Origin of the sequence: Desulforhopalus sp. (genome assembly GCA_030247675.1) — a bacterium.
Lineage (GTDB): Bacteria > Desulfobacterota > Desulfobulbia > Desulfobulbales > Desulfocapsaceae > Desulforhopalus_A.
Genome location: JAOTRX010000007.1, coordinates 71536 through 92992, shown reverse-complemented (window position 1 = coordinate 92992; position 21457 = coordinate 71536). Strand labels below are relative to the sequence as shown.

The 21457-nt window shown below is 50.6% G+C and carries 14 protein-coding genes; all 14 read left to right on the top strand.

Annotated elements, in window-relative coordinates; genetic code table 11:
- Positions 1–193: 193 nt before the first annotated feature.
- The 14 genes from OEL83_15175 (at position 194) to OEL83_15110 (ending at position 21407) form a co-directional block, all read left to right on the top strand.
- Positions 194–1936, top strand: a complete 1743-nt coding sequence (locus OEL83_15175) for a methyl-accepting chemotaxis protein (GenBank protein MDK9708384.1) — start codon at positions 194–196, stop codon at positions 1934–1936.
- A gap of 344 nt (positions 1937–2280) precedes the next feature.
- Positions 2281–3030 carry an ABC transporter substrate-binding protein gene (locus OEL83_15170; protein MDK9708383.1) on the top strand — a complete coding sequence of 250 codons (750 nt, stop codon included), beginning with the start codon at positions 2281–2283 and terminating at the stop codon, positions 3028–3030.
- Positions 3031–3308: 278 nt separating this feature from the next.
- The gene (locus tag OEL83_15165; protein MDK9708382.1) at positions 3309–3989 is read left to right on the top strand and encodes an amino acid ABC transporter permease; all 681 of its coding nucleotides are present in this window, start codon (positions 3309–3311) and stop codon (positions 3987–3989) included.
- The gene (locus tag OEL83_15160) at positions 3986–4753 is read left to right on the top strand and encodes an amino acid ABC transporter ATP-binding protein (GenBank protein MDK9708381.1); all 768 of its coding nucleotides are present in this window, start codon (positions 3986–3988) and stop codon (positions 4751–4753) included. Before OEL83_15165 ends, OEL83_15160 begins: the two co-directional genes overlap by 4 nt.
- Positions 4753–5421 carry an amino acid ABC transporter permease gene (locus OEL83_15155; protein MDK9708380.1) on the top strand — a complete coding sequence of 223 codons (669 nt, stop codon included), beginning with the start codon at positions 4753–4755 and terminating at the stop codon, positions 5419–5421. Before OEL83_15160 ends, OEL83_15155 begins: the two co-directional genes overlap by 1 nt.
- 32 nt (positions 5422–5453) lie before the next feature.
- Positions 5454–6845 (top strand): FAD-binding protein, encoded by a 1392-nt coding sequence (locus tag OEL83_15150; protein MDK9708379.1) that lies wholly within the window; start codon positions 5454–5456, stop codon positions 6843–6845.
- Positions 6846–6854: 9 nt separating this feature from the next.
- Complete coding sequence (locus OEL83_15145; GenBank protein MDK9708378.1) at positions 6855–8051, top strand: pyridoxal phosphate-dependent aminotransferase; 1197 nt, start codon at positions 6855–6857, stop codon at positions 8049–8051.
- A 205-nt stretch (positions 8052–8256) separates the two neighbouring features.
- Positions 8257–9765, top strand: coding sequence for a PAS domain-containing protein (locus OEL83_15140; protein MDK9708377.1), 1509 nt, complete (start codon positions 8257–8259; stop codon positions 9763–9765).
- A gap of 163 nt (positions 9766–9928) precedes the next feature.
- On the top strand, positions 9929–10705 hold the full coding sequence (locus OEL83_15135) for a hypothetical protein (protein ID MDK9708376.1): 777 nt from the start codon (positions 9929–9931) through the stop codon (positions 10703–10705).
- A gap of 393 nt (positions 10706–11098) precedes the next feature.
- Entirely contained in the window at positions 11099–14539 is a 3441-nt protein-coding gene (locus tag OEL83_15130; protein ID MDK9708375.1) for a hypothetical protein, read from the top strand.
- Positions 14536–15945, top strand: coding sequence for a hypothetical protein (locus tag OEL83_15125; protein ID MDK9708374.1), 1410 nt, complete (start codon positions 14536–14538; stop codon positions 15943–15945). The genes OEL83_15130 and OEL83_15125 overlap by 4 nt, the downstream gene beginning before the upstream one ends.
- Positions 15946–16485: 540 nt before the next feature.
- A complete protein-coding gene (locus OEL83_15120) occupies positions 16486–17622 on the top strand; it encodes a site-specific integrase (GenBank protein MDK9708373.1) in 1137 nt (378 codons plus the stop codon).
- A gap of 535 nt (positions 17623–18157) precedes the next feature.
- Positions 18158–19537 carry a transposase gene (locus OEL83_15115; protein ID MDK9708372.1) on the top strand — a complete coding sequence of 460 codons (1380 nt, stop codon included), beginning with the start codon at positions 18158–18160 and terminating at the stop codon, positions 19535–19537.
- Between the two features lie 1201 nt (positions 19538–20738).
- The gene (locus OEL83_15110; GenBank protein ID MDK9708371.1) at positions 20739–21407 is read left to right on the top strand and encodes a tetratricopeptide repeat protein; all 669 of its coding nucleotides are present in this window, start codon (positions 20739–20741) and stop codon (positions 21405–21407) included.
- Positions 21408–21457: the final 50 nt, after the last annotated feature.

The following is a 21457-nucleotide window of genomic DNA, read 5'->3' as shown; positions in this document are numbered from 1 at the left end:
GTATGCCGGGAGTGTAGGGTATAAGTCTTACAAAAACCTCACAGGAACACCGGAGGCAGGTCATTTTTCAGAAAACCAAGCAAACATTTTCTTACCGCCGCGACGAGCACCCAACAACCACGCCGAGTTGCATAATTCTGGGAGCACGCTATACTCTTAACAACTTATAAGGTTTTTAACATGGAGGTTGTTCATGGCGAAAGATTCCTTTTCGGTGCGCTGTGGTACTGCACTTTTTTCTACCCCTGAATCTGCAATCGGCGGTGCCGTTGCGTTTTTGCTGTCGCTGAATTTTTTAAGCACCGGATGCTTACTGCTTAGCCAGTGGTTTCCAGATTTGCAGATTTTCCTGTTTTCCCTGGCCGGCCTTTTCTTTATTCTGGCCCTGGTCGTTGGCATGGCGTCTATTGCCGTTCTGCGCCATGGCCTTGGCGCCCTTGCCGGAGAGTTGCATTCGATTTTCTCGGCCCTGGACGAAGGCCGTGTGGACTTGAGTGTTCCTGCCGTTCAACTGAATAACCCGGCCGCCAAAAAAGTCTATGAAAACTACAGCGGCTTTCTGGCGCGGCTGCGAAAAATTATCGCCGATACCCGGAATATCGGAATAGACATTGCCATAGATTCAACTAAGATAGCCGGTTCTGTCACTGGCATTGCCAGAAAAACAAGTGCGCAGAAAAATCTGTCGGAAACCGTTTTCACCGCCAGCAACGAGGCAAACAACGCCATCCGCGAGGTGTCGGAAAGCACCCAGTATGTTTCCGGCAAGACCACCCATGATCTGCAGTTGGCCCAGATCTCCTATGAGGAAATGATTGATGTTTCGGGCAAAGTGCAACAGATCAACCAGTCTGTCGAATCCTTTCGAGCCACGGTTCATGATCTTGGCCGAAGTTCTTCGCATATTCTCACCATCGTTGCGCTGATAAACGATATAGCGGAACAAACCAGCCTGCTGTCGCTGAACGCCACTATCGAGGCGGCCAGGGCCGCAGAGCATGGAAAGGGTTTTGCGGTTGTCGCTGAAGAGGTTCGCGATCTGGCCAAACGAATTCAACCAGCGACAGCGGAAATCACCTCGAATATCAACGACATGATAACTATTGTCAAGCGCACTCAGGCGGAGACCGACGAGATTAGCGAATATTCCAAGCTAACTGGCGAAATTCTAGATAAGGCTACTGAGAATTTCAAAAACATGGTGACCGATTTCGAACAGGCCAATGAAGAATTAGTGAAAATCGCCTCGGCAATCGAGGAGTTGTCCACCAACAACAACGAAGTCACTTCTAAGGTAGAGGGCATAACCAGTCTCAGCCAAGACATTGCCAACGACATGCAGTCTTCGGAGGCATCGATCAAGACTCTTAATACCGTAACTGAAAAGATGTTATCCATGGTTTCGGCAGTAAAGACCGGCGAAGGCAAATTCGATCAATTCATCAATTTCTGCCATGAGACGACCACACTGTATACCGAGCAGTTGAAAGCACTGAAGGACGACGGAGTAAATATTTTCGACACCAACTACAAGAAGGTTCCGCAAACCAATCCACAGAAATATGTCTCCTCGTACTCCGACCGATTCACCCAGAAGATGCAAGCGCTTGTAGACGCGAGGCTCGAACTGACCGGAGGTGCTATTTACTGTCTGGCAATCGATAAGAACGGTTACCTTGCAACCCATCATAAAAAATTCTCCCAGCCAATGACCGGTGACCCGCAGAAAGACCTTCTCAACAGCCGGCACCAAAGAATTTTTATGAGCAATACCACGGAGCAAAGACGCTGTTCCCATACCGAACCGATGCTGATGCAGACCTATATGCGTGATACCGGGCAGATTCTCAGTGATCTCTCGATGCCGATCTTTATTGACGGCAGGCATTGGGGGGCAATGATTGTCGGCTTTGATGCCAGGACTATGTTTATCTAGTTCTACGAACAGTAAAAATCTCAGGACAGCGTGCATCGATACCAGGCAACCGATGACTGCCTCACTACCCGCAAACGACGAGATAAATATGTAACTCACCTCCCAGCCTTCCTCAAAGAACTTGCCCGAGCCGTTAAAAGCAGATATGATCACGCCATTTGACATCAAGCAGATTACGCGTATCCACTCAGTGCTACCGTTCATGCCGGTATGGGCACTGAGGATGTAGCCCGTTTTCTACTGCATACCCACTGGTGATGGTGAATGGGTTGCTCATAGAGTGTACCAAAGAACAGGTTTGAAGAAATTTCAAAAGAAAATCAAAAAACAAAGGAAGGGGAAAAATGCTTAAAAAGAATGTACTTCTGCTGTGTAGTATTCTGGTTCTGGCATTCGCCGGACAAGCCGTAGGCGCTGACAAAATCGTCAATGGTATAGACGCGAATTTCCCACCATTCGCCTTTATCGACAAGACCGGCAAGCCAAGCGGATTCGACGTGGAGGTCATGAATTGGGTGGCCAAGGAAATAGGTGTCGAAGTCAGCCATCAAGCGATCGAATGGGATGGCATCATCACCAGCCTCCTTACCAAAAAGATCGATATTATCGCCTCGGGAATGAGCATTACCAAAGAACGTGCTGAACAAGTCAATTTTTCCGTACCGTACTGGGTTATCAAACAGGTCATGGTCACCAAGAAAGGTTCACCGCTTACTATTGACGCACTTCTTACGGGCAAAAAGATTGTCGGTGTACAGCAGGGAACGTCCGAGGCCAAATGGCTCAAGGAAGAAGCTGCTAAAAAGCAATGGAATTTTGAGCTTCGTTACTACAGCTCTTCCCCGCTTGCCGTAGAAGATGTCCTCAATGGCAGGATCGACGCTGCTGCCATGGATGACGCCCCAGCTAAAGATGCTGCCGGCAAAAAAGAAGTCCAAATAGTCGGTACCTTTGGCATGGCTGACGAACAATTTGGCTATGCTGTTCGCAAAGAAGATAAAGAGCTGCTGGAAAAAGTGAACAAGGCCCTTACCAAATTAATGGCAACTCCTCTGTGGCAGGAATTGATCAATAAATTCGAATTGAATAAATAGCAACCTGCAACGACGGGCCGGCCTTCCCTGTGCCGCGCCCGTCTTTTTATTGTAAAAGACCCTCAATAATCCGGCGCTTGACTTTACCCCATCGAAGGTCGTTCTTTTGTATGATTAAAACCGCCGGCTGGCATACTCTTCTGGTGTATGGTGCCACATGATATTCGCGCTGCTCTGTCTTTGGCCGCCTGGGAAAACAGGGTCGCGCCTTCACAGCGGGTCGGCACATTCATCCTTGCCAAAACCTTTTTTCCTCAAACCAGGTAGTTGACAGCCCAATGCCCAATGCCCTGTCAGTAGTCATTGATTCCTTGCCTTACCTGCTCCAAGGGTCGTTTTTCACCTGTGGAATAGTTATTGCGGCCATGTTGCTCGGTCTAGTCATTGGTGTGTTCATGGCTGTCGGTCTGGTTTACGGCAATAAATTTCTCCGATATCTGTTGAGTGCCTATGTCTGGATCTTCAGAGGAGTGCCGGTAGTGGTTCTGCTTTTTTTGTTTTATTTTGGCCTCCTTACCTTTCTGGGCTTGCAGTTCAGCGCATTTACCGCGGTAACCATTGTCCTGGGCATGACCACCGGGGCCTATCAAGCAAATATCTTCAGAGGGGCGATACTCTCGCTGCCCCAAGGTCAATTAAAAGCCGCAAGAGCGCTGGGCATGAGCGATATCCAGGCGATTAAGAGTATTATTCTCCCGCAGATTTTGAGAATGTCCATCCCGGCCTGGTCTAACGAATATTCCATCATCCTCAAGGATTCCGCCCTGGCCTTTGTCATCGGTGCGCCGGAGATTATGGCAAGAACCCAATTTGTGGCTTCCCGCACCTATCAGCATCTGTCGCTCTATATTACGGCGGGAATCATTTATTTCCTGCTCACCTGGGCCGGCGTGATTGCGCTTCGCAAACTGGAAAAATATGTCCGTATCCCCGGATACTCTCACCATGGTAACCAATGATTTCCCCAACTCCCCCTGTCCTCAAAATCAGCAATATTACTAAATCCTTCGGTAACATCACCATTCTCAACTCGGTAAGTCTCGGGCTGGCAAAAGGTGAGATCAAGGTCCTTATCGGCCCATCCGGAGGAGGCAAGAGCACCCTGCTGCAGTGTATCAACTGCCTCGTCGTACCCGATTCCGGTGAGATCGAGCTCGACAGCGAGAAGGTGGATTACGGCCGCAAGAAAGACCTCTCTAGACTGAGACAGCAGGTTGGGATGATTTTCCAGGACTTCAATCTCTTCGACCACCTTTCCGCCCTTGACAACATCACCATCGCCCTGCGCAAGGTGAAGAAGCTGGACAAGAAACAGGCCATACAGCGGGCCCGGCTGGAGCTTGAACAGGTGGGGCTGGGCGACAAAGAATCACTGTATCCGGCCCAGCTTTCAGGCGGGCAGAAACAGCGGGTGGCAATTGCCAGGGCCCTGGCCATGGACCCTAAAATCCTGTTGCTCGATGAGCCGACGTCGGCCCTTGATCCGACATTGATCGGCGAGGTAATCGCGGTCATCAAGGGATTGGCCGTCAACGGCATGACCATGATCATGGCCACCCATCAGATCAGCCTGATTGCCAACCTGGCCGATGAAATACTCTTTATGGAAGGCGGCAAAATAGTCGAGCAGGGCCCTCCTGCGGCCCTCTTGACCGCCGGCAACAAGAGCAAAACCCAGGGATTCTGCGACCGGCTCAACGCCCTGGCGGAGATGGAGGGATAATGGTGGAGCTGTCGCCCTTCTATCAAGAACTGCTGACAAGTTTAAACCGGGGGCTGCTCATGTCCGTTGCCCTGATTGTACCGTCGGCAATCGGTGGGGTCTTCATCGGCATCCTCGCCGGTTCCATACGCACCTTTGGCAATACCCTCAGCAGAACCATTGCCGACACCTATGCCGCCGTTTTTCGTGGCACGCCACTGGTCGTCCAGCTGTTCATCCTCTATTTCGGTCTCCCCAATCTCGGCATCTACCTGTCACCGTTTGTAGCGGCTGTTGCCGGATTTACCCTGTGCAGCGGCGCCTACCAGTCGGAATATGTGCGGGGAGCGCTGCTGTCGATCAAAAGCGGCCAATATCTCGGTGCCCACGCCCTGGGGTTCACCACCTTTCAGACCATCTTCTGGATCATCGTCCCCCAGGCCTTTCGCCGGGCCATTCACGGCTGCGGCAATGAGATTATCTACCTGATCAAGTATTCCTCACTGGCCTTCATCGTCACCTGCATTGAACTGACCGGCGAAGGCAAGACCATCGCCACCGAATACTTCCGCTTTTCCGAGGTCTTCGGCATCATCGGCCTGTATTATCTTGGTCTGGTAAGCCTGGCCATTCTTATCCTGAAAAAAATTGAACAGCGTCTTTTTGTCCCCGGTTTCGGCCACAACTAACATTCTGTACAGCAAATTCCCTCCCAAGCGCTATGGTTCACTATTCACCTATTACCGAAGAGATCAAGACTGCAATCCGGGGTCGGATCAATCCCCAATTGATCATCGATGCCCCGCAACTGCTTGGCGAATATGCTAGCGATGCCTCGAAGTTGTCCTTCATGCCCGAGCTGGTGGTCCGTGCTGAAACCGTTCAGGATATCCAGACCTTGATGGAACTGGCAAACATCCACCACTTTCCGGTTACCCCGCGCGGCGGCGGCTCGGGTCTGGCCGGCGCCTGCGTGCCAAGCCTTGGCGGAGTGGTACTGCTGACCGGCGGACTAAACCGGATACTCAGCATCGATCGCAAAAATTTCATCATGAAGGTCGAGCCGGGGGTCATCAGCCAGCAGGTTCGCCAGGCAGCCGATGCCGCCGGCTTGTTTTATCCCCCGGATCCAGCCGGTATGGACCTGAGCACAATCGGCGGCAATGCCGCCACCGATGCCGGCGGTCCGGCCTGTGTCAAGTATGGCACTACCCGTGATTACATTCTTGGCCTGGAGGCGGTGCTGGCCAACGGCCAATTGATCAGAACCGGGGTACAGACGAGAAAAGGTGTTGTCGGCTACGACCTCACTAATCTGCTGGTCGGCAGTGAGGGGACCCTCGGGATCATCACCTCGCTGACCCTAAAGCTCATTGCCAAACCTGCCGCCACCAAAGGGATGATGTGCGTGTTCAATGATATGGTGGCAGCGATGAACTGCGTGGCGGCAATCATGGGTCAAGGCCATCTGCCCAGTGCCATAGAATTCCTTGACCACAGGTGCCTGTCGCTCATCGGCGAGCTGCTGCCCTTTCCCCTGCCCAAGATCAAACCATCCGTCCTGATCATTGAAGTCGACGGCCCGGAGGTCCAGATAGACGCGGAAATGCAAGCGATCTGCGGGATTGCCGAAGGCGAGGGCGCTCTTCAACTGATCACCGCCGCAAATACCGAGGAACGGCAGAAGATCTGGGCGGTTCGCCGGCAGGTGAGCCTGCGCATTCACGACTACGCCAAACTGTATATCCCGGAGGACATTGTCGTCCCCCTCTCGGCTATTGCCGAACTGGTTGAGGCCCTGCCGTATTACGAAGAAAAATATGGCATCGAGGTCTTTGCCTTTGGCCATGCCGGGGACGGCAACATCCACCTCAACATAACCACCCAGGACCTCGCCGGGGAAGCTTTCGCCCGCGAGGGAACCAAGGCCCTGCTCGAACTGGCCCTGCGCCTGCAGGGAACCATTTCCGGCGAACATGGTATCGGTATTGCCAAGGCTGAGTATCTTGCCATGGAACTCTCGGACAGGAGCATAGAGCTGCAAAGAGGTATCAAGAGGCTCTTTGACCCCAACCTCATCCTCAACCCCGGGAAAATTTTTCCTGAAATGTAAGGACGGGCCATGAACCCTACGACAAATGCACGGCAAAGTTCTCCAATACAGATAAGCAAGAGGGTTCGAAATATTTCCCCGTCGGCCACCAAGGAAATGGCGATTATCGCGGCGGAGGTCGGCGGCTGCCTCTCCCTTGGCCAGGGTGTCCCATCCTTTGCCACCCCGCCGCATATCATTGAAACAGTGACCAGGGTCCTGAGAGAAGATCCGAGCAGCGGTCAATATTCCCTGCAGCCCGGCATGCCCGCCCTGAGAAGGCGGATAGCCGAATACATGTTCCGGGAAAAACAGGTAGAACTCGATCCCGCAAGCGAGATCTGCGTGACGGTCGGCGGCATGGAGGCCTTGCTGGCCACCGTCCTGACGGTTGTCGACGAAGGGGATGAGGTCATTCTCCCCTCCCCCACCTACGCCTCCTATATCGAGCAGATTGTCCTGGCCGGAGGCATCCCCAAATGTGTGCCGCTGACCAGCACCTGGGGTCTCGACCTTACGGCCATCCGCCAGGCCATCACCCCCAGGACCAGGGCTCTCATGCTCTGCAATCCCGGCAACCCGACCGGGACGGTGTTTACCGATGAGGAAACCATTGCCCTGTGCAAACTGGCAGTCGCCCATGATTTCGTGGTGATCACCGATGAGGCCTACGACTACATGGTCTATGACGGCAAGATGCCGCTTAACCCGCTCAGCATTGATGAATTCCGTCACTCCGTCATCTCGGTCGCTTCGTTATCAAAGAAATACGCCCTCACCGGCTGGCGGGTAGGCTGGGTTGCCGCAGCCAGGCCATGGATGGAACAGATCATGAAAGTCCACGATGCCACAGCGATCTGTTCACCAACCCCGTCCCAGTTTGCCGCACTTGCCGCCCTGGACGGCGACCAGCAATGCCTCGCAACCATGCGTGACGAGTTGATACAACGGAAAAAGCTCTGCTGTGCCAGGCTCGATAAGCTGCACAAATATTTCTCCTATGTGCCGCCAAAAGGCGCATTTTATATCATGGCCAAATACCTTTTCGCAACGGCATCCTCCCAGGAGGTCGCGATCAAGCTGTTGCGGGAGGCCAAGGTCATTACCATACCCGGCGGGGCCTTTGGCCAGGGAGGCGAGGGACACCTGCGTCTTTCCTTTGGCGGCGAATTACCGGTCATCGATGCAGCCTTTGACCGGATCGAAGAGTGGTTAGGTTGCAGCTGATTATGAAACTCTTTTATTCGTTTTGAAAAATTAGAAAACGAGAAAGGCCACATCACTAAAAGAAAAGCTTTGCCCCCTCCTTGTTGACCAGAATAATTCTTGCATTACGTTACAGCCAAGAAGACAATGAGTTATCCCTTCAAGCATCACTGATGGCATTTCCCTTTATTGTAATTCTATTTCCTGTTAGATCGGGAGGATACTGATGAAGCGTCGCGATACATTCGAGGATGCCGAAAATATCAAGATATGCCAAGGGGGCATCGATTACCAAGGCATCGTAAAACACATCAACGAAGGCATAGTCATCATCAGAGAAGGGATCATCATCTTCGCCAACGATGCCTTTTATGATATATCCCGAAAAAAGCCGGAACAGGTCCTCAAAGCGGAATTCTCCAATTTTATCGCGGCCGAGGATCAGGTTAAGGTCGCTGAATACTGCACGAACCGGTTCTTTATCGAAGACCTTCCTGACAGGATAGAATTCCACATGCCGCGAGAGGATGGGGATGCGGTTATCGAAATGAAAAGTAGAGTCGTGGAGTGCGGCGGCGCTCCCGGATTGCTCGGTTCATTGACCGATATTTCTGAGCGGCGCCGGACGAGGATCGAACTGCAACGGGTCAAAGAACGGCTTGAAAGTATCCTCCACGCCATGAATGAGGCCATAGTTTCAATGTCGCCGAGTGGCTACAAGATCCTTGCAATCAATCCGGCAGCCGAGGCGCTCTATGGGATTTCAGTAAAGGAGTTTACCGTTGGTGAAAAGCATGTCATGGATTTTATTCATCCGGACGACATTGCCAAGGTCAGGAAATTTTACAATCACCTGCCCGAGGTGGAATTCGATCAGGCGCAATACCGGATTGTCTGCAACAACAAAAAAGTCAAATGGGTCCTTGATGAAGGACACGTCGTCTATGCACGAGGCGGTACGACACGCAGGATTGATCATGTAATCAAGGATATCACCGAGGAGAAGAATGCAATCGATGCTCTCAGGCAAAGTGAGCAAAAATACAAGGATTTCTTCAACTCAACCAGTGATATGGCCTTTGCCATCTCCCCCGGAGGAGTGTTTATTGATATCAACGATGCAGGTCTCAAGCTTTTGGGTTTTGAGAGTAAGGACGAGGCCTTGGCAAACAACGTCAGAGATTTCTATGTCGATATCGAAGAACGAAATGAACTTATTAAGGATATCTACGGGAAAGGCCATGTTGTCGGCAGGCAGGTAAAATTCAAGACTAAAAAGGGTGAGTCTCTCGAAGTGGCCATCACGGCCCGGGCAAAAATGGATGATTCCGGGCAAATACTCTACCATGAGGGGATCGTCCACAATATCAGTAAGGCCATGGAAGACCAGAGAAACAGCGTTCTTCGCAATGCCGCCGGGGGGCTGTGTCATTATCTCAACACCCATCTTATGCAACTCAACGCGGCGCAGGAATCCATGCAGGAAGATATGGCCTCCCTGGAACACCTTATCAAGGAATTCGTTCAGGCGGAAAAGCCCGAGGAGACCATCCCGGAAATCGGCAATGTTATGGAATCTCTGCAATACTTCAACCAGAGCGCCAATAATGCCTACAAAAAGATATCTGAGGTGACCAAGGCCTTTAACCAGGCTTTTATCTATAAAGAGGAGCCCTACTGCACCACAACGATTCTGGATATTTTTAAGACCTATGGCTACGAAGGGAACAAATAAACTGTAGCAGTTACGACTTGAAATTCTTTTAGTTGAATGGGCGTCATCGCTGGCAGAGACAGCTGACGGCCAGGTTGTGCGCACTTGGAGAACGGGGCAGCCGCTTACCCTTTGTGGGTAGGAATGCCGCGACCCACAGCCCGCCAGCAAAGGAGAAGCACCGATGCCCACCCATGCTGCTGCAACAAAGAGGGCCAGTCGCCGTCGGATCGTGCCAGCGATGCTGCTGCTGATCTTTATTGGATGGGGGTGGCCTGCCGCACTCAATGCCGGCAGCTGCGTCGATGTCTTCAAGCGGGTGGCGTTTTCGCCCCTGGAAAAAGCATGTATTCTTGCTGGCAAGGTGCCGCACATCGCCGCCGAGGTGGATAAGGCCCGGGCTGGGCTGCAGCGCCAGGGCATCACGTGTTCCACCGCCCAATTGTTGGACGGCCGGCGGGACAATTACGAATTCTACGGGTTATGGATCGACATGCGTGTGAAGAGCGATCCGCAGGCGGAGCTCTATGTGGACCCCCCTCAAGGGAAAACCCTGACATTCCACTACGGCGGCATGGAGGATGTAGACGGATGTTTCATCCAGGCTGAGGATGCCCAAATGACGCGTATGATCCGACTGGGGCAGGAGATGGCCGGTCGCTTCAATGCCGCGCCGGAAAAAAAGGCGCAGTTCGTGCGCGCCCTGGACGCCCAGGATGGCAAGTCTGAAGCCTTATCCATGAGCTTCTCCCCTCGATTCGAAATCTTGATGGGTTTTGCCAGCGAAGCGGACATGCGACAGGTCCTAGCCCGCACCCGACACATCACCATCGACTACTACCCCAATCCCCGGGACGCAGCCCCATGGGTGGAAAACGACCTGAGGGTCACCTACCACCTCGAGGACCACCGGACGATCGAAAAATTCGTGGGGATGGTGCCGCTGACCATATTGAAATGACCCTGCGTGCCGCCAAATATGGCTGCATGGGCTTTGACTGGTGCGCAGGAATGTGTTGATGTGCAAAAATCGTGGAACTGCATATTGGGCGTGTTGTTACCATAGAATTACTTGGTGAATATCAAGACATATCAGAATTTTGATGTCAATCTGTGGTTTCTATGTGGGGCAAATATCCTGGGCGGAAAAACAAATGTGAGATGGTGGCAAAACAGACAGCCCGAGGGCATGACACACTGCCGGAGGTGTGGCAAGAAAATATTGCTAGATCAGGGAGAAACAGTTATTATAGAACAATAAATTGGAGCGAGTTCCTGTCAGAGAGCAGATTTTTTTAGGGCTGCTGTGAAAAGTAGCTACTTATCACCTCACCTATCACCTCCCTAGCAACCTATGAAACCGAAGCCATTTACAATTCTTTCCGCAGCGGACCTCTCCCGATTGCTCCGCAGCCTTCTTCGCAACCCAGGCGCTGACCAGATTGAGCAGCTTCACCGCTATCAAGCCCTGATTGATGACCAGTGGAAACAGACCGATTTGCTTCAGGCCGATTTGGTCGAGCGGGGACATCTCGCTTTAGCAAGTGCCATTCCTTCCAGAGCTGAAGTAGCCGCGCAGTTTCAGCAAATAGCACACCTCGCCGCCGCAGGGAAGAACCGGGAAATCGATCCCATAGCCAAGTCGCTGGCCAACGCATTCCGCAAGGCTACTGAGGCCCTCCGAGCCGTAAACGACGGAAAATCATCGTCCGCCGCTACCGACACTCATGCGCTTCTGGCCGATTGCGGGCGCGGCATGCTTCAATCCACTCTCGGTCAGCAGGATTTCCGTTTGGCAATCGCGAACCGCCTGTCGGCGGCTCGGAAGAACCGCCCACAGCTACACACTCCCAAGCTACCGCTCTTTTCGGAAACAAACATTATCAAGCCCGGCGCGCGCCAAAGTGTCGAGGTGGAGGCTCTGACCCCAGAGGAAACGGGGTTTATTGCGAAGTACGGCAAGGTGGACGACTTGCCCATGACAATTTTCGCGCCTCTGGCCCTCGGCAATGCTCTAGCCGTTGACCTTCCCGCAGAGGCGTTTTTGGCTGGCAAACCCCTCGATTCTGATTCTTTGCCGGAGGATGCCCCGATCGACTATGCGACGTTGTTGCGCAATTACGCCAGCAAACATGGGTCGATGCGCTATTTTTACGTGGCATCCGCTTCGATGTTTCGGCGAACGCAGGACTCCTATGCGACCGATCAACCGCCCACAGCAGCACAGCTCCGCGAGAGCTTGCGCGACAGTATGACGGCTCATCTCCTGTTCAACCCGCCATCCGCCGTGAGCAAGCTGGGAGGCAACGTTGTGGCTGACGTGTTCGAGTTCCGTAAACACGTTCTTAACTGGGGGACCCTCTCCGCTTCCGGAGCGTGGACACCTCGGTCTCCTGCACCGTCCTTTTACGCACCGGAAACGCTCTCACAGGAGATTTCACGCCTCCCATTCCTGCGGGAAGGAGCGCAGCAATTCTGGTCGCAGGAAATTGCCACTGCTCGGTCCCGGGCGATCGGGTATATGAACTCTGAGTTAGCAAGCGCGATCGGGCAAACTCAGGGAAACTCAGAGCCAGATGATCGGTTGATCATTGCACTCGCCGCTAAAGCACTTCGTTACCTCTATTTCGCGGGCAGTTCTAGCAAGTCCAAAGAGAGTCTCCAGCTCCCGGTTTTTGGATTACCTCCTAGCAATTTGGACATCCATTTTGTTCGAAATTTCCTGGCCGCGCCGACCACTTTTTATGTGGCCAATAAGACAGTGATAAAACAACAGCTTGTCGATCTCACAGATTTGTTCACTGCAGCAAGCGAGCTGTTCGAGGACTGGGAGATCGCTAAACCATGGAAATTACATTCCGACTATCTCTTGTTCGTTGAAACAGTGAAGGTGCAGGCTGAAGCCGTTGTCGCTCTGGATGCTTCGGCCGAAGTGGCACTGAGCCGCGCGTTGGAAGCGATTCGCATGCGGCACCGTCAACACATCAACGCATACCTCGCGGTGGAAAAAGAAGTGACCAACGGTCTTTTCTACCAAGAGTGGGCTTCCATCACCGCTTCCCTTCTCAGTGCAGCATGCCAGAAGAAACGCATCCTCACAGATTCCTTCCAGCCGCTCGTTCTGCGTTCTGCTTCCGCCGTTTCCGCACTCGGTTCCAGTAAATATCTGGAAAGAATTCCGGTGTCACGCGAAACGAATTTTTTTGTCCAGCGCCCCAGCGTTGGCGTAATGAAAGAGTATCGCCTCGAACTTCAACACGCCGGTTTCGGCCTTGGAAAACATCTTTACTCGCAAACGCTTTTCCCTGGCGAGACTGTTTCCATCGAGATTGCCTCACGCGTTCGTCAGAAGGAGACGGAAACGCAATCTTCAGCAGAACACATCTTCGAAGAAGCGAGTACAGAAACGCTCGACGAGTTTACCGCTGATCTGCGACTACAATTGCAGAATGAGAACCGCGAAAGCCACACCTCAGAGACAGAAGTGGGCGCAAGTGCGTCCGGGGATCTGTTCGGCATCATAAATATTGATGCCAAAGCTTCCGGGAAATGGTCGTCCATGGACGAAGAACGCGCTTTTTCGGACCGTGTGAACAATCTCCTGCAGAAACTTTCGACCAAATTATCACAAAAGCGGCAGGTACAATTGGATCTTAAAATCGACAAAACCGTGGAGCGCGAATCGGAGGAGTCCACAAAAACGACACGTTCCTATAGCAATCTCAATAAAGAGAAGAACCTGACCGTAAACTTTTTCCAGGTGACTCGAAAACACCGTTCCGCGATCTACTTGGACGATCTCCGTTTCTACTATTCATCGGGCAGATTCCCGATCATGAAGATTTTTGTTCCTCACGCCATTACCACCCAAGAAGCGGAGCGTATTTTGGGTGCTCATCCATTGCTCGCTGACCTCGCAGCGGAAACAGGTGTGGATTACAGATCGCTGCTAGCATTCGGTTTGGTGGCACCGCTGCCATCGGAGCTCTGGGACGAATTTCCCAACGATGCGGTGATCGTGATACTGGCGACTCCATTTACGGTGAGCATCCCGTTTTCCAACGTGAACGCGTTCTTGGTCGGAAACCTGTCATTTACCAAAGCACGGGAAATCAACGAACAGCTTTGGACCATGATCGGAGGAGGTCAAGCCTCACCCGAAGGATTGGCCGTTTGTGCGTTTCCCTTTGGAAAAGTCGAGGCACCGGACCTGTGGCCTCATGAGGGAAAAACACAGGATGACTGGACACATACTGCACCGATACGGGGTGCCCTCGTTTGTGCGGATCGCATCGAGATGGAAGGCACCGCGCTGGCCCACCCCCTTCCGAATCTCGATCTTCGCAGGAAGCAGACAGCAGCTCTTAATTCCCGTTACGTTTCTCCGGCAGAAGGAGCCCTTGCCCTGCCAAAACTCCTAGCGACACACGACTATGTCGTTAATACAAACGGCGTTTACGCCGAGAACATGCTCGGACAATGCGGAGCTCTGGAAGAATACGCTACCCGCCACCGCGAACTTGATGTGCGCCAGAAAGAACTCGAGATAGAACGTACAGCTTTCGGTTTGGAACGTGAGAAGGAACAGTTGTCGCAGACTCGAAAAGCTCAGGCTCCAGCGCGAGATGATTACCCAGATCGCGCCGAATACGATCAAGCAATCCTCGACTTCCAGCGCCTGCGGGCAATCGACACCGTGAAAGAACACCGAATCACGGCGCCGCCAGGAGTTACGGTGAATTTGAGTCTTGATGCAGGTCAGAACGGATCGGCATCGGTTTCTACACAGCCATGAGCGATCTGATCTTGGTAATCGGTGCGGACGGCGAAAAAACACAAAATCCCGGGGGCGTCCATACGATACGGGTGTTGCTTCGACACATCGATTATAATAATATCTCGACCGTGACAGTGTTCTTCAGCCTCTACAAGCTGGTGCTGCAATTTACAGCCGATGAAGATGCATTTCCACTCTTCGGGGAAATAACGAAGCCCGAAAAGGGCTTGTTGAACGTCGTCCTCGACTATATTGCTAACGGAATTGGGAATATTCCAGCGCCTGAGACTGTGAGTTGCATTCACTTTGCATCACACGCCAGTATCCAAGGTATCTACGGACATGCAGGTTTCGGCTACTCAGAAGTGACAGGCCTCAACGATTACTTCGATCTCTCCACATCGCCACCCAAGCCCCGGTCCGTACTAGTGACCATCCGTGACAAGCGAGCACCGGGGTTTTACGTGAAGATATGGGGGTGCAACGTGTTCCACTTTGTAAACCGAGATGGATTCACCGATGAAGACCTGGTGCTTCAGATTAAACTGGAAGAAGCTTTGCCGGCGTTTCCTCTGGGTGTTCAACCGCTCTACGCTGCCGTCGCTAAACACAGTGGGAAAGAGGGGTTCAATATAAAGTTTGCCGCTACATTGCACGAATGCTCTTACAAGGAGCGTGGACAAGTGGGTAAGGCATACTTTCTTGAACACACGCATTTTGCTGTCGCTTTGTCTGAGGCTCTGGATGCACCAGTAGTGGCCACGTTAATCGGCAACAGCAGCGAAGAAAAAAAATATACGGATAAATTCCCGGGCATCCAGTGGAGCAGTTTAAAAAAGAAACGATTCAATCTGTTTACAGTATCACGTGATAAGACTATCAAAAAGAAGGTTGATGTCCACAACGCCATCACAAACCACAATCTAACGATCGGAGAGATAGATCCCACCGAGAACGGCTCGTATTTGGAGTACGATACAGAGCCTAAGCATAACCGCATCCTACGAGCTAGTTTCAATGAGACCGAAACCGATTTCACTGTATCATTCGAGCCATATAATCACCTTGTGGACCCGGAAGAGGGGAAACCACTTGAATTGCTTCAGCTGAAGCACGGTTTTGCAATGAAAGGAATTTCGGACGTGTTTGAAAAAGAAGGAATTCTTGTCGAAGAGACCGACTACTTCGTAAACCAAGGGCACGAATCGTTCTTCGACATAACTGAGAAATATGGATATCCGGGTTCAGGCTATTTTGTGTACGATTGGAACGTTATTCAGTTCAAGAGCATTTCATCAGCTTTGAACAACGGCACCGAGGCAGAGGCGACGACTAAGGCGGTGCTAGGGAAGGCTGAATTATTGAACTCGGGTCAGTATACCGCCACTTCCGGGTTTCTGAATCGATCCGATTATCTGGTTTAATTCCACATCTTTGCCAGAATCTGCACAAACATCCGTCCTTATCTGCAGAAAAGATTTGCCGTTTTTCAGCCGCTTAACTAGGCTCCGCCCCAAGAACAACCCATAATCATAAATGAAGTCTGATTGTAAAGTGCGCTTTGCGACTTGCTCAGTTCATCTTTGTCCGCCATTGGAAACTGTGACACAGATTGAAAAATGTGGCCACCAGGATAAGCCATCCCCTTCTTTGACTTAGACCCAGAAACGGGCACCAGGACCTGCCAATAATTACACAAGCGGAAAACAAAAAAGGCACTTAGCGATTTCTCGCTAAGTGCCTTAAAATTTCTTTGGAGCGGGATACGCGATTCGAACGCGCGACTTTCAGCTTGGGAAGCTGCATTTTTTCTTTTACCTGGCATTACCTCACTATACTTTATATATATAATTTCAAAATGTTAATTCATATTTCTTTTATATTGACTTCCCACACCATACCGTTATATTTATAGAATTGGTGGGGAATACGGTGGGGAATAGGCTTTCAGCTTAGGGGCTGGCATGGCAATAAAAGAGAGATTCAAGACATCATATCCTGGCGTTTTTTACATCGAAGGAATAGCCGTGGGGAGAACCGGCACCGAGAAGATTTATTACATCCGCTATAAGCGCGATGGCAAGTTGACGGAGGAAAAGGCAGGCCGACAATATCAGGATGATATGACGCCCGCGAGAGCTGCAGGCATCCGAGCGCAAAAAATTGAGGGAAAACAACTGAGCAACCAAAAAACCCGTGAAACAAAGGCGCAACTTGCAGATCGATGGACAATCGAAAGATTATGGGATCAATACAAAGCTCACCTATCAGACGGTGCTAACAGGTCTGATATCTCTTTCTGGAAAGTCTATTTAAAAAACAACTTCGGCCCCAAGGAGCCTAAAACACTGGTGAAACTGGATTTGGACCGCTTGCGTATCAACATGCTTAAAAACAAATCCCCGCAAACCGTCAAACATGTCCTAGCCCTACTTCGCCGTATAATCAACTTTGGTGTAGACCACGGCCTATGCCCTCCCCTGCCTTTTAAAATCAGCTTGCCCCCTGTTGACAACCTCAAGACCGAAGATCTTTCACCGGACCATCTACAAGCCCTTTTTACTGTCATAGAATCGACACCCCACCAAACGGCGGCCGCCATGATGAAGCTGGCACTTTTTACCGGGATGAGGCGTGGAGAAATATTTAAATTACGCTGGGATGACCTGGATTTTCACAGAGGCTTTATTTCTATCGTTGAACCAAAGGGCGGAAAGAGCCAGAAGATACCGATGAACAAAAACGCCGAAGAGGTTTTTTCAGCCATTCCAAAAACAAGTGAATACGTGTTTCCGGCAAAAAACGGCGGCCCCCGGAAGGATATTTCCAAAGATCTGCGAGAAATCAAAGAGGCCGCAGGCTTACCAACCGACTTCCGGCCCCTGCATGGTTTACGGCATGTTTACGCCACAATGCTGGCCAGTTCAGGCAAGGTGGATATGTTTACCCTGCAAAAGCTCCTGACGCACAAGAGCCCCCAAATGACGCAACGCTACATCCATTACCGGGATGAGGCTTTGCGCCGAGCTTCTGATACTGTTGACGATATTTTATCCGAAACAATGAAGGCCAAAGGGATGAAAATTCGCGTAATAAAATAATTTCCTTTGCCGGGCGAGGATAGTCCCAGAAGAAATGCGAACCCTTGCAGAACCACCAACGCTTCTTCCATCGAACTGATACGCGCCCCACTCGGTTTAACTGCAGTATCGCCGCCTTAGGAATCCTGCGCTTGTATCACAATAAGTATTTATTTATACTTATTTTTTCAGATTGATCAATCCAATTTTGCTCCAACTGACGGTCATCGTAATGATGTGGTGAAGTGATCTTCCTTTACTTCATCACTCAATCTAATACGTAACGATGCACTCATCTTTCATCCACTTCAGATGTAAACCTGGAGTTTAGAGTTTCAGGTCATCCGCGCTGGTACCGAAGATATGGCGACGACAGCATAAGATTCACTTAAAAAACGCATGGAGAAGCAAGAAAGCTATTGACATCATTAAATAATGGCGGTAGCCGCGCTTTCTCAGCCGAAAAGCGGAAGAGAGTAGTAGATACAGCGCTATTCGGCTGAGAAAGCGCGGCCTTCAGAAGAAGGAGTTCAAATTCCATCTTCTGGAGGCCGCTATGGGAATCAAGGGATACTCCACTATCCCCAGCACCCTGTTTGAAAGTATCACATTTCTTGCCAGGGTTCTACCTGTTCGTTCTGTCCCGACATTTATCGAGTTGTTGATCGGGGCAATGTTGACGCAAACCGGCTTCGTCACTGAAGCGTGGCTAGCGATTACGCCCTTGCGCAGTTGGACCGCCTATTACAAATGGCTCCAGAAAGGCAAGTGGTCATGGGTTGCACTTGGCGTGCAGCTGGCCCGGTTGGTGGTGACACGATTCCCGCAATCGGCCTGGTTCTTGATCTTTGACGACACCATCATCTACCGCAGTTCGAAGAAGGCTCCGGGAAGCAAGATTCATCACCAACACGGCAACAAGACCAACCGGCCGAAATATGCTAGGGGCCAATGTTGGGTAACCGTGGCCCTGTCCATTACCGCCGGAGTGCGGCACTCTGCCGTGCCTCTTCTGTCACGGTTAATGCGGGCCAGCGGCAATGTCAGCAAGCTGGATGCGGCGATCTCCCTGCTGGCGGTTATTGCTCCAATCTTTACCGCAAACGGGCCGGTTTTCACCTTGGTCGACAGCTGGTACATGAAATGGAAGTATGTCCGTTCCGCACTCAAACTTGGCATTGATACCATTGGCCAAGTGCGCCGGGATACGGCTTTGTATGCTATGCCTGTGCAGCATGGAGGAAAAGGTCGACCGAGAAAGTACGGGGATAAATACACTCCGGAACTCGTCAACAGCCTTCAAGAACACCGCCGCGAAGTCTTTATTTACGGGAAGATGCAGTGGGTTCGCTATCGAAGTGTGGTTTGCCTCGCAAGATTTATGAAGGGTCGCAAGGTCAGGGCAGTTTGGATGCAGTTTGAAGATTACGCCGGCAAGTTGAGCAAGCAACGCCTTCTTCTTTCGACGTGTGCCACGCTAACTGCCGAGGAAGTTTTCCAGCATTATGCGAGAAGGTGGTCCATTGAAGACCTGTTCAATCAAATGAAGAACAGATGGGGATGGCGGGAAACCTGGCAACAATCACGGCAGGTTCTGCACCGGTGGACGCAAATTCTTTCTCTTGCCTATGCGTTGCCACAACTTCTGGCGATGTATTGCGGTGATCAAGTGCAAAGCATGATGGACTTGACACCCTGGAGAAAGAAAAGCCAGGTAACCGCAGGCAGGGTGCGGATGGGATTGCAGAATATTTTAAGTAATGTCCGTATTCGGGACTGGTGGAACCCGAAATACAGAAAATTCCAGCCACCAAAGGGGCCGGATTCTTGTCAGCAAGTAACAACTCGGGGCAATCCAGCGAATATAAAGGGTTCAAAGAACATTTCGGTGGGGAAAAACCACCGCCCGCCGCATGACGGGGGTGTCAAACTCTAAACTTAAGATGTAAACATTAAATCCTTATAAACAGCTCTGCCAGCTTAACCGTCTACGCCATATATGATTTTTAGTCCTGCAAGTACCTGTTTGAGGTAATTTTCCCTACGCTGACACGCAAGTTGACACTCTTTTTCTGAAAAATACTTATCATTCCTCTTTCTTTTGCTATGTCAGAAACAGAAAAATCAAAGCGAGCTACGGCCAGGATGCAGTCCAGACACCTTGGCTACTTAACAGGGTTTTGCCTCACATTGCTCCCTGGCCCCAGTACCGGAAGGATATGATTATCTCCTTGAGCCTCTTGCAAAAGTCTCTGGCAATTGACCGTAGCGATTCAGCCGGTGTTCTGGGGTTATTCGAATATGTATATGAAATAGTTGAGCTTCATAAGGATTTTTCTGTTATTATTTGTTTACGAGACAATAAAACAGGAGAACCAATATGAAGCTCAAAGACAAGATATCATGGATTATGGGGAGACTCTCCTTGAAAAGGAATTCTTTCCGTGGTAAAAATATCAGAAATACTCCATTGTGGCACATATAACCATGCTCCGAACAATCAAAATCCCATATTTTTATTCATTATTACTGATTCTTGTCTTTGCAACCTCGAGCTTTTCAAGCGTCCAAGGGTGGTGTGTTGAGAGTCGGAACGAGAATGTCGGTTCCCACATTGCCTTGTCGGATTGCCATTCAGACTTTTCGACTTGCGATGATACCACTTTTTTCAACGTTCTGACGACACACTCAACAGACAAACCACACTGTACAACCTGCTACGACGTCAGGCCTGAAATTCTTGCAACCAAACTGTTTGATGATTCTATCGAATCTCTCGTTTCCCCGCCACCCAGTAACACTATTACCTCCCCTCAACAATATTCAGCCCTTAAAACCTTTGCCATTACTTCGCCAGGCGACAAAGTGGTGATTGATCAATCATCCACACGCCAAACCCTGCAAAACAAAGCCATCCGCACTGTTGTTCTTCTCATTTGATACCCTTCCCTACTGCCTGAATCTAATTGATTTGTCGTAGTCCTCTTTGGTTGCCGCCATATCAAAGAAGACAACTTCAATTCCTGCGATCAGACAGCCTGTCTGTTTCCAAACCATTTCCGGTGTTACGTCACTTTTGCGAGATTATTAACTCATGAAATTCATTAGCTAATAACTCTATACGTAATTGATAATACTTGATTTTAAGAAAAATCCAGCTTGTTCCTTGGCATTCGGCATTAGCCATCACCCGGAATAATTTGGATGAAGGAAGCAACCCTTCCCTGGAGTTATTTATGAAGAATACCCAAAGTCAGTCACGACCCTTTATTGCCATTGTACTTGCCCTGTTTGTCGGATTTGCCGCTGGCGTTATTGTTGCTGCCTACACCGTCCCATCGATACTGGCGAAAATCCCGCAAACGCAGCAAAATGGCCCCACGACAAAAGAAATTGAAAAACATATCAAGCATATGGAAACAGAGGTAGCTAAAGATCCGCAAGATGTCAAAATGTGGATAAACCTCGGCAATGCCTACTTCGATTCAAAATTTACTGATAAGGCCATCAATGCGTATCTCAAAGCACTCGCCCTGTCTCCGGATAATCCCGACGTCCTTACCGACCTCGGAGTATTGTACCGTCGCAACAAACAGTCGGAAAAGGCTATCGAGGTCTTTGATAAAGCTGCACAGATTGACCCGAATCATGCTCAATCGCGATTCAACAAAGGGGTCGTCCTCTTTCACGATATGAACGACAAGGAAGGAGCGATAAAGGCATGGCAGGAAGTGGCAAAGCTGCGACCAGATTACACCGTTTCCACAGGTCAAACTATTCTGCAGCTATTAGAACGTATCAAATAACTGTCTGTCTCATCTTGGTCTAAAATGCATCAGTTTAACTATAGGTAATA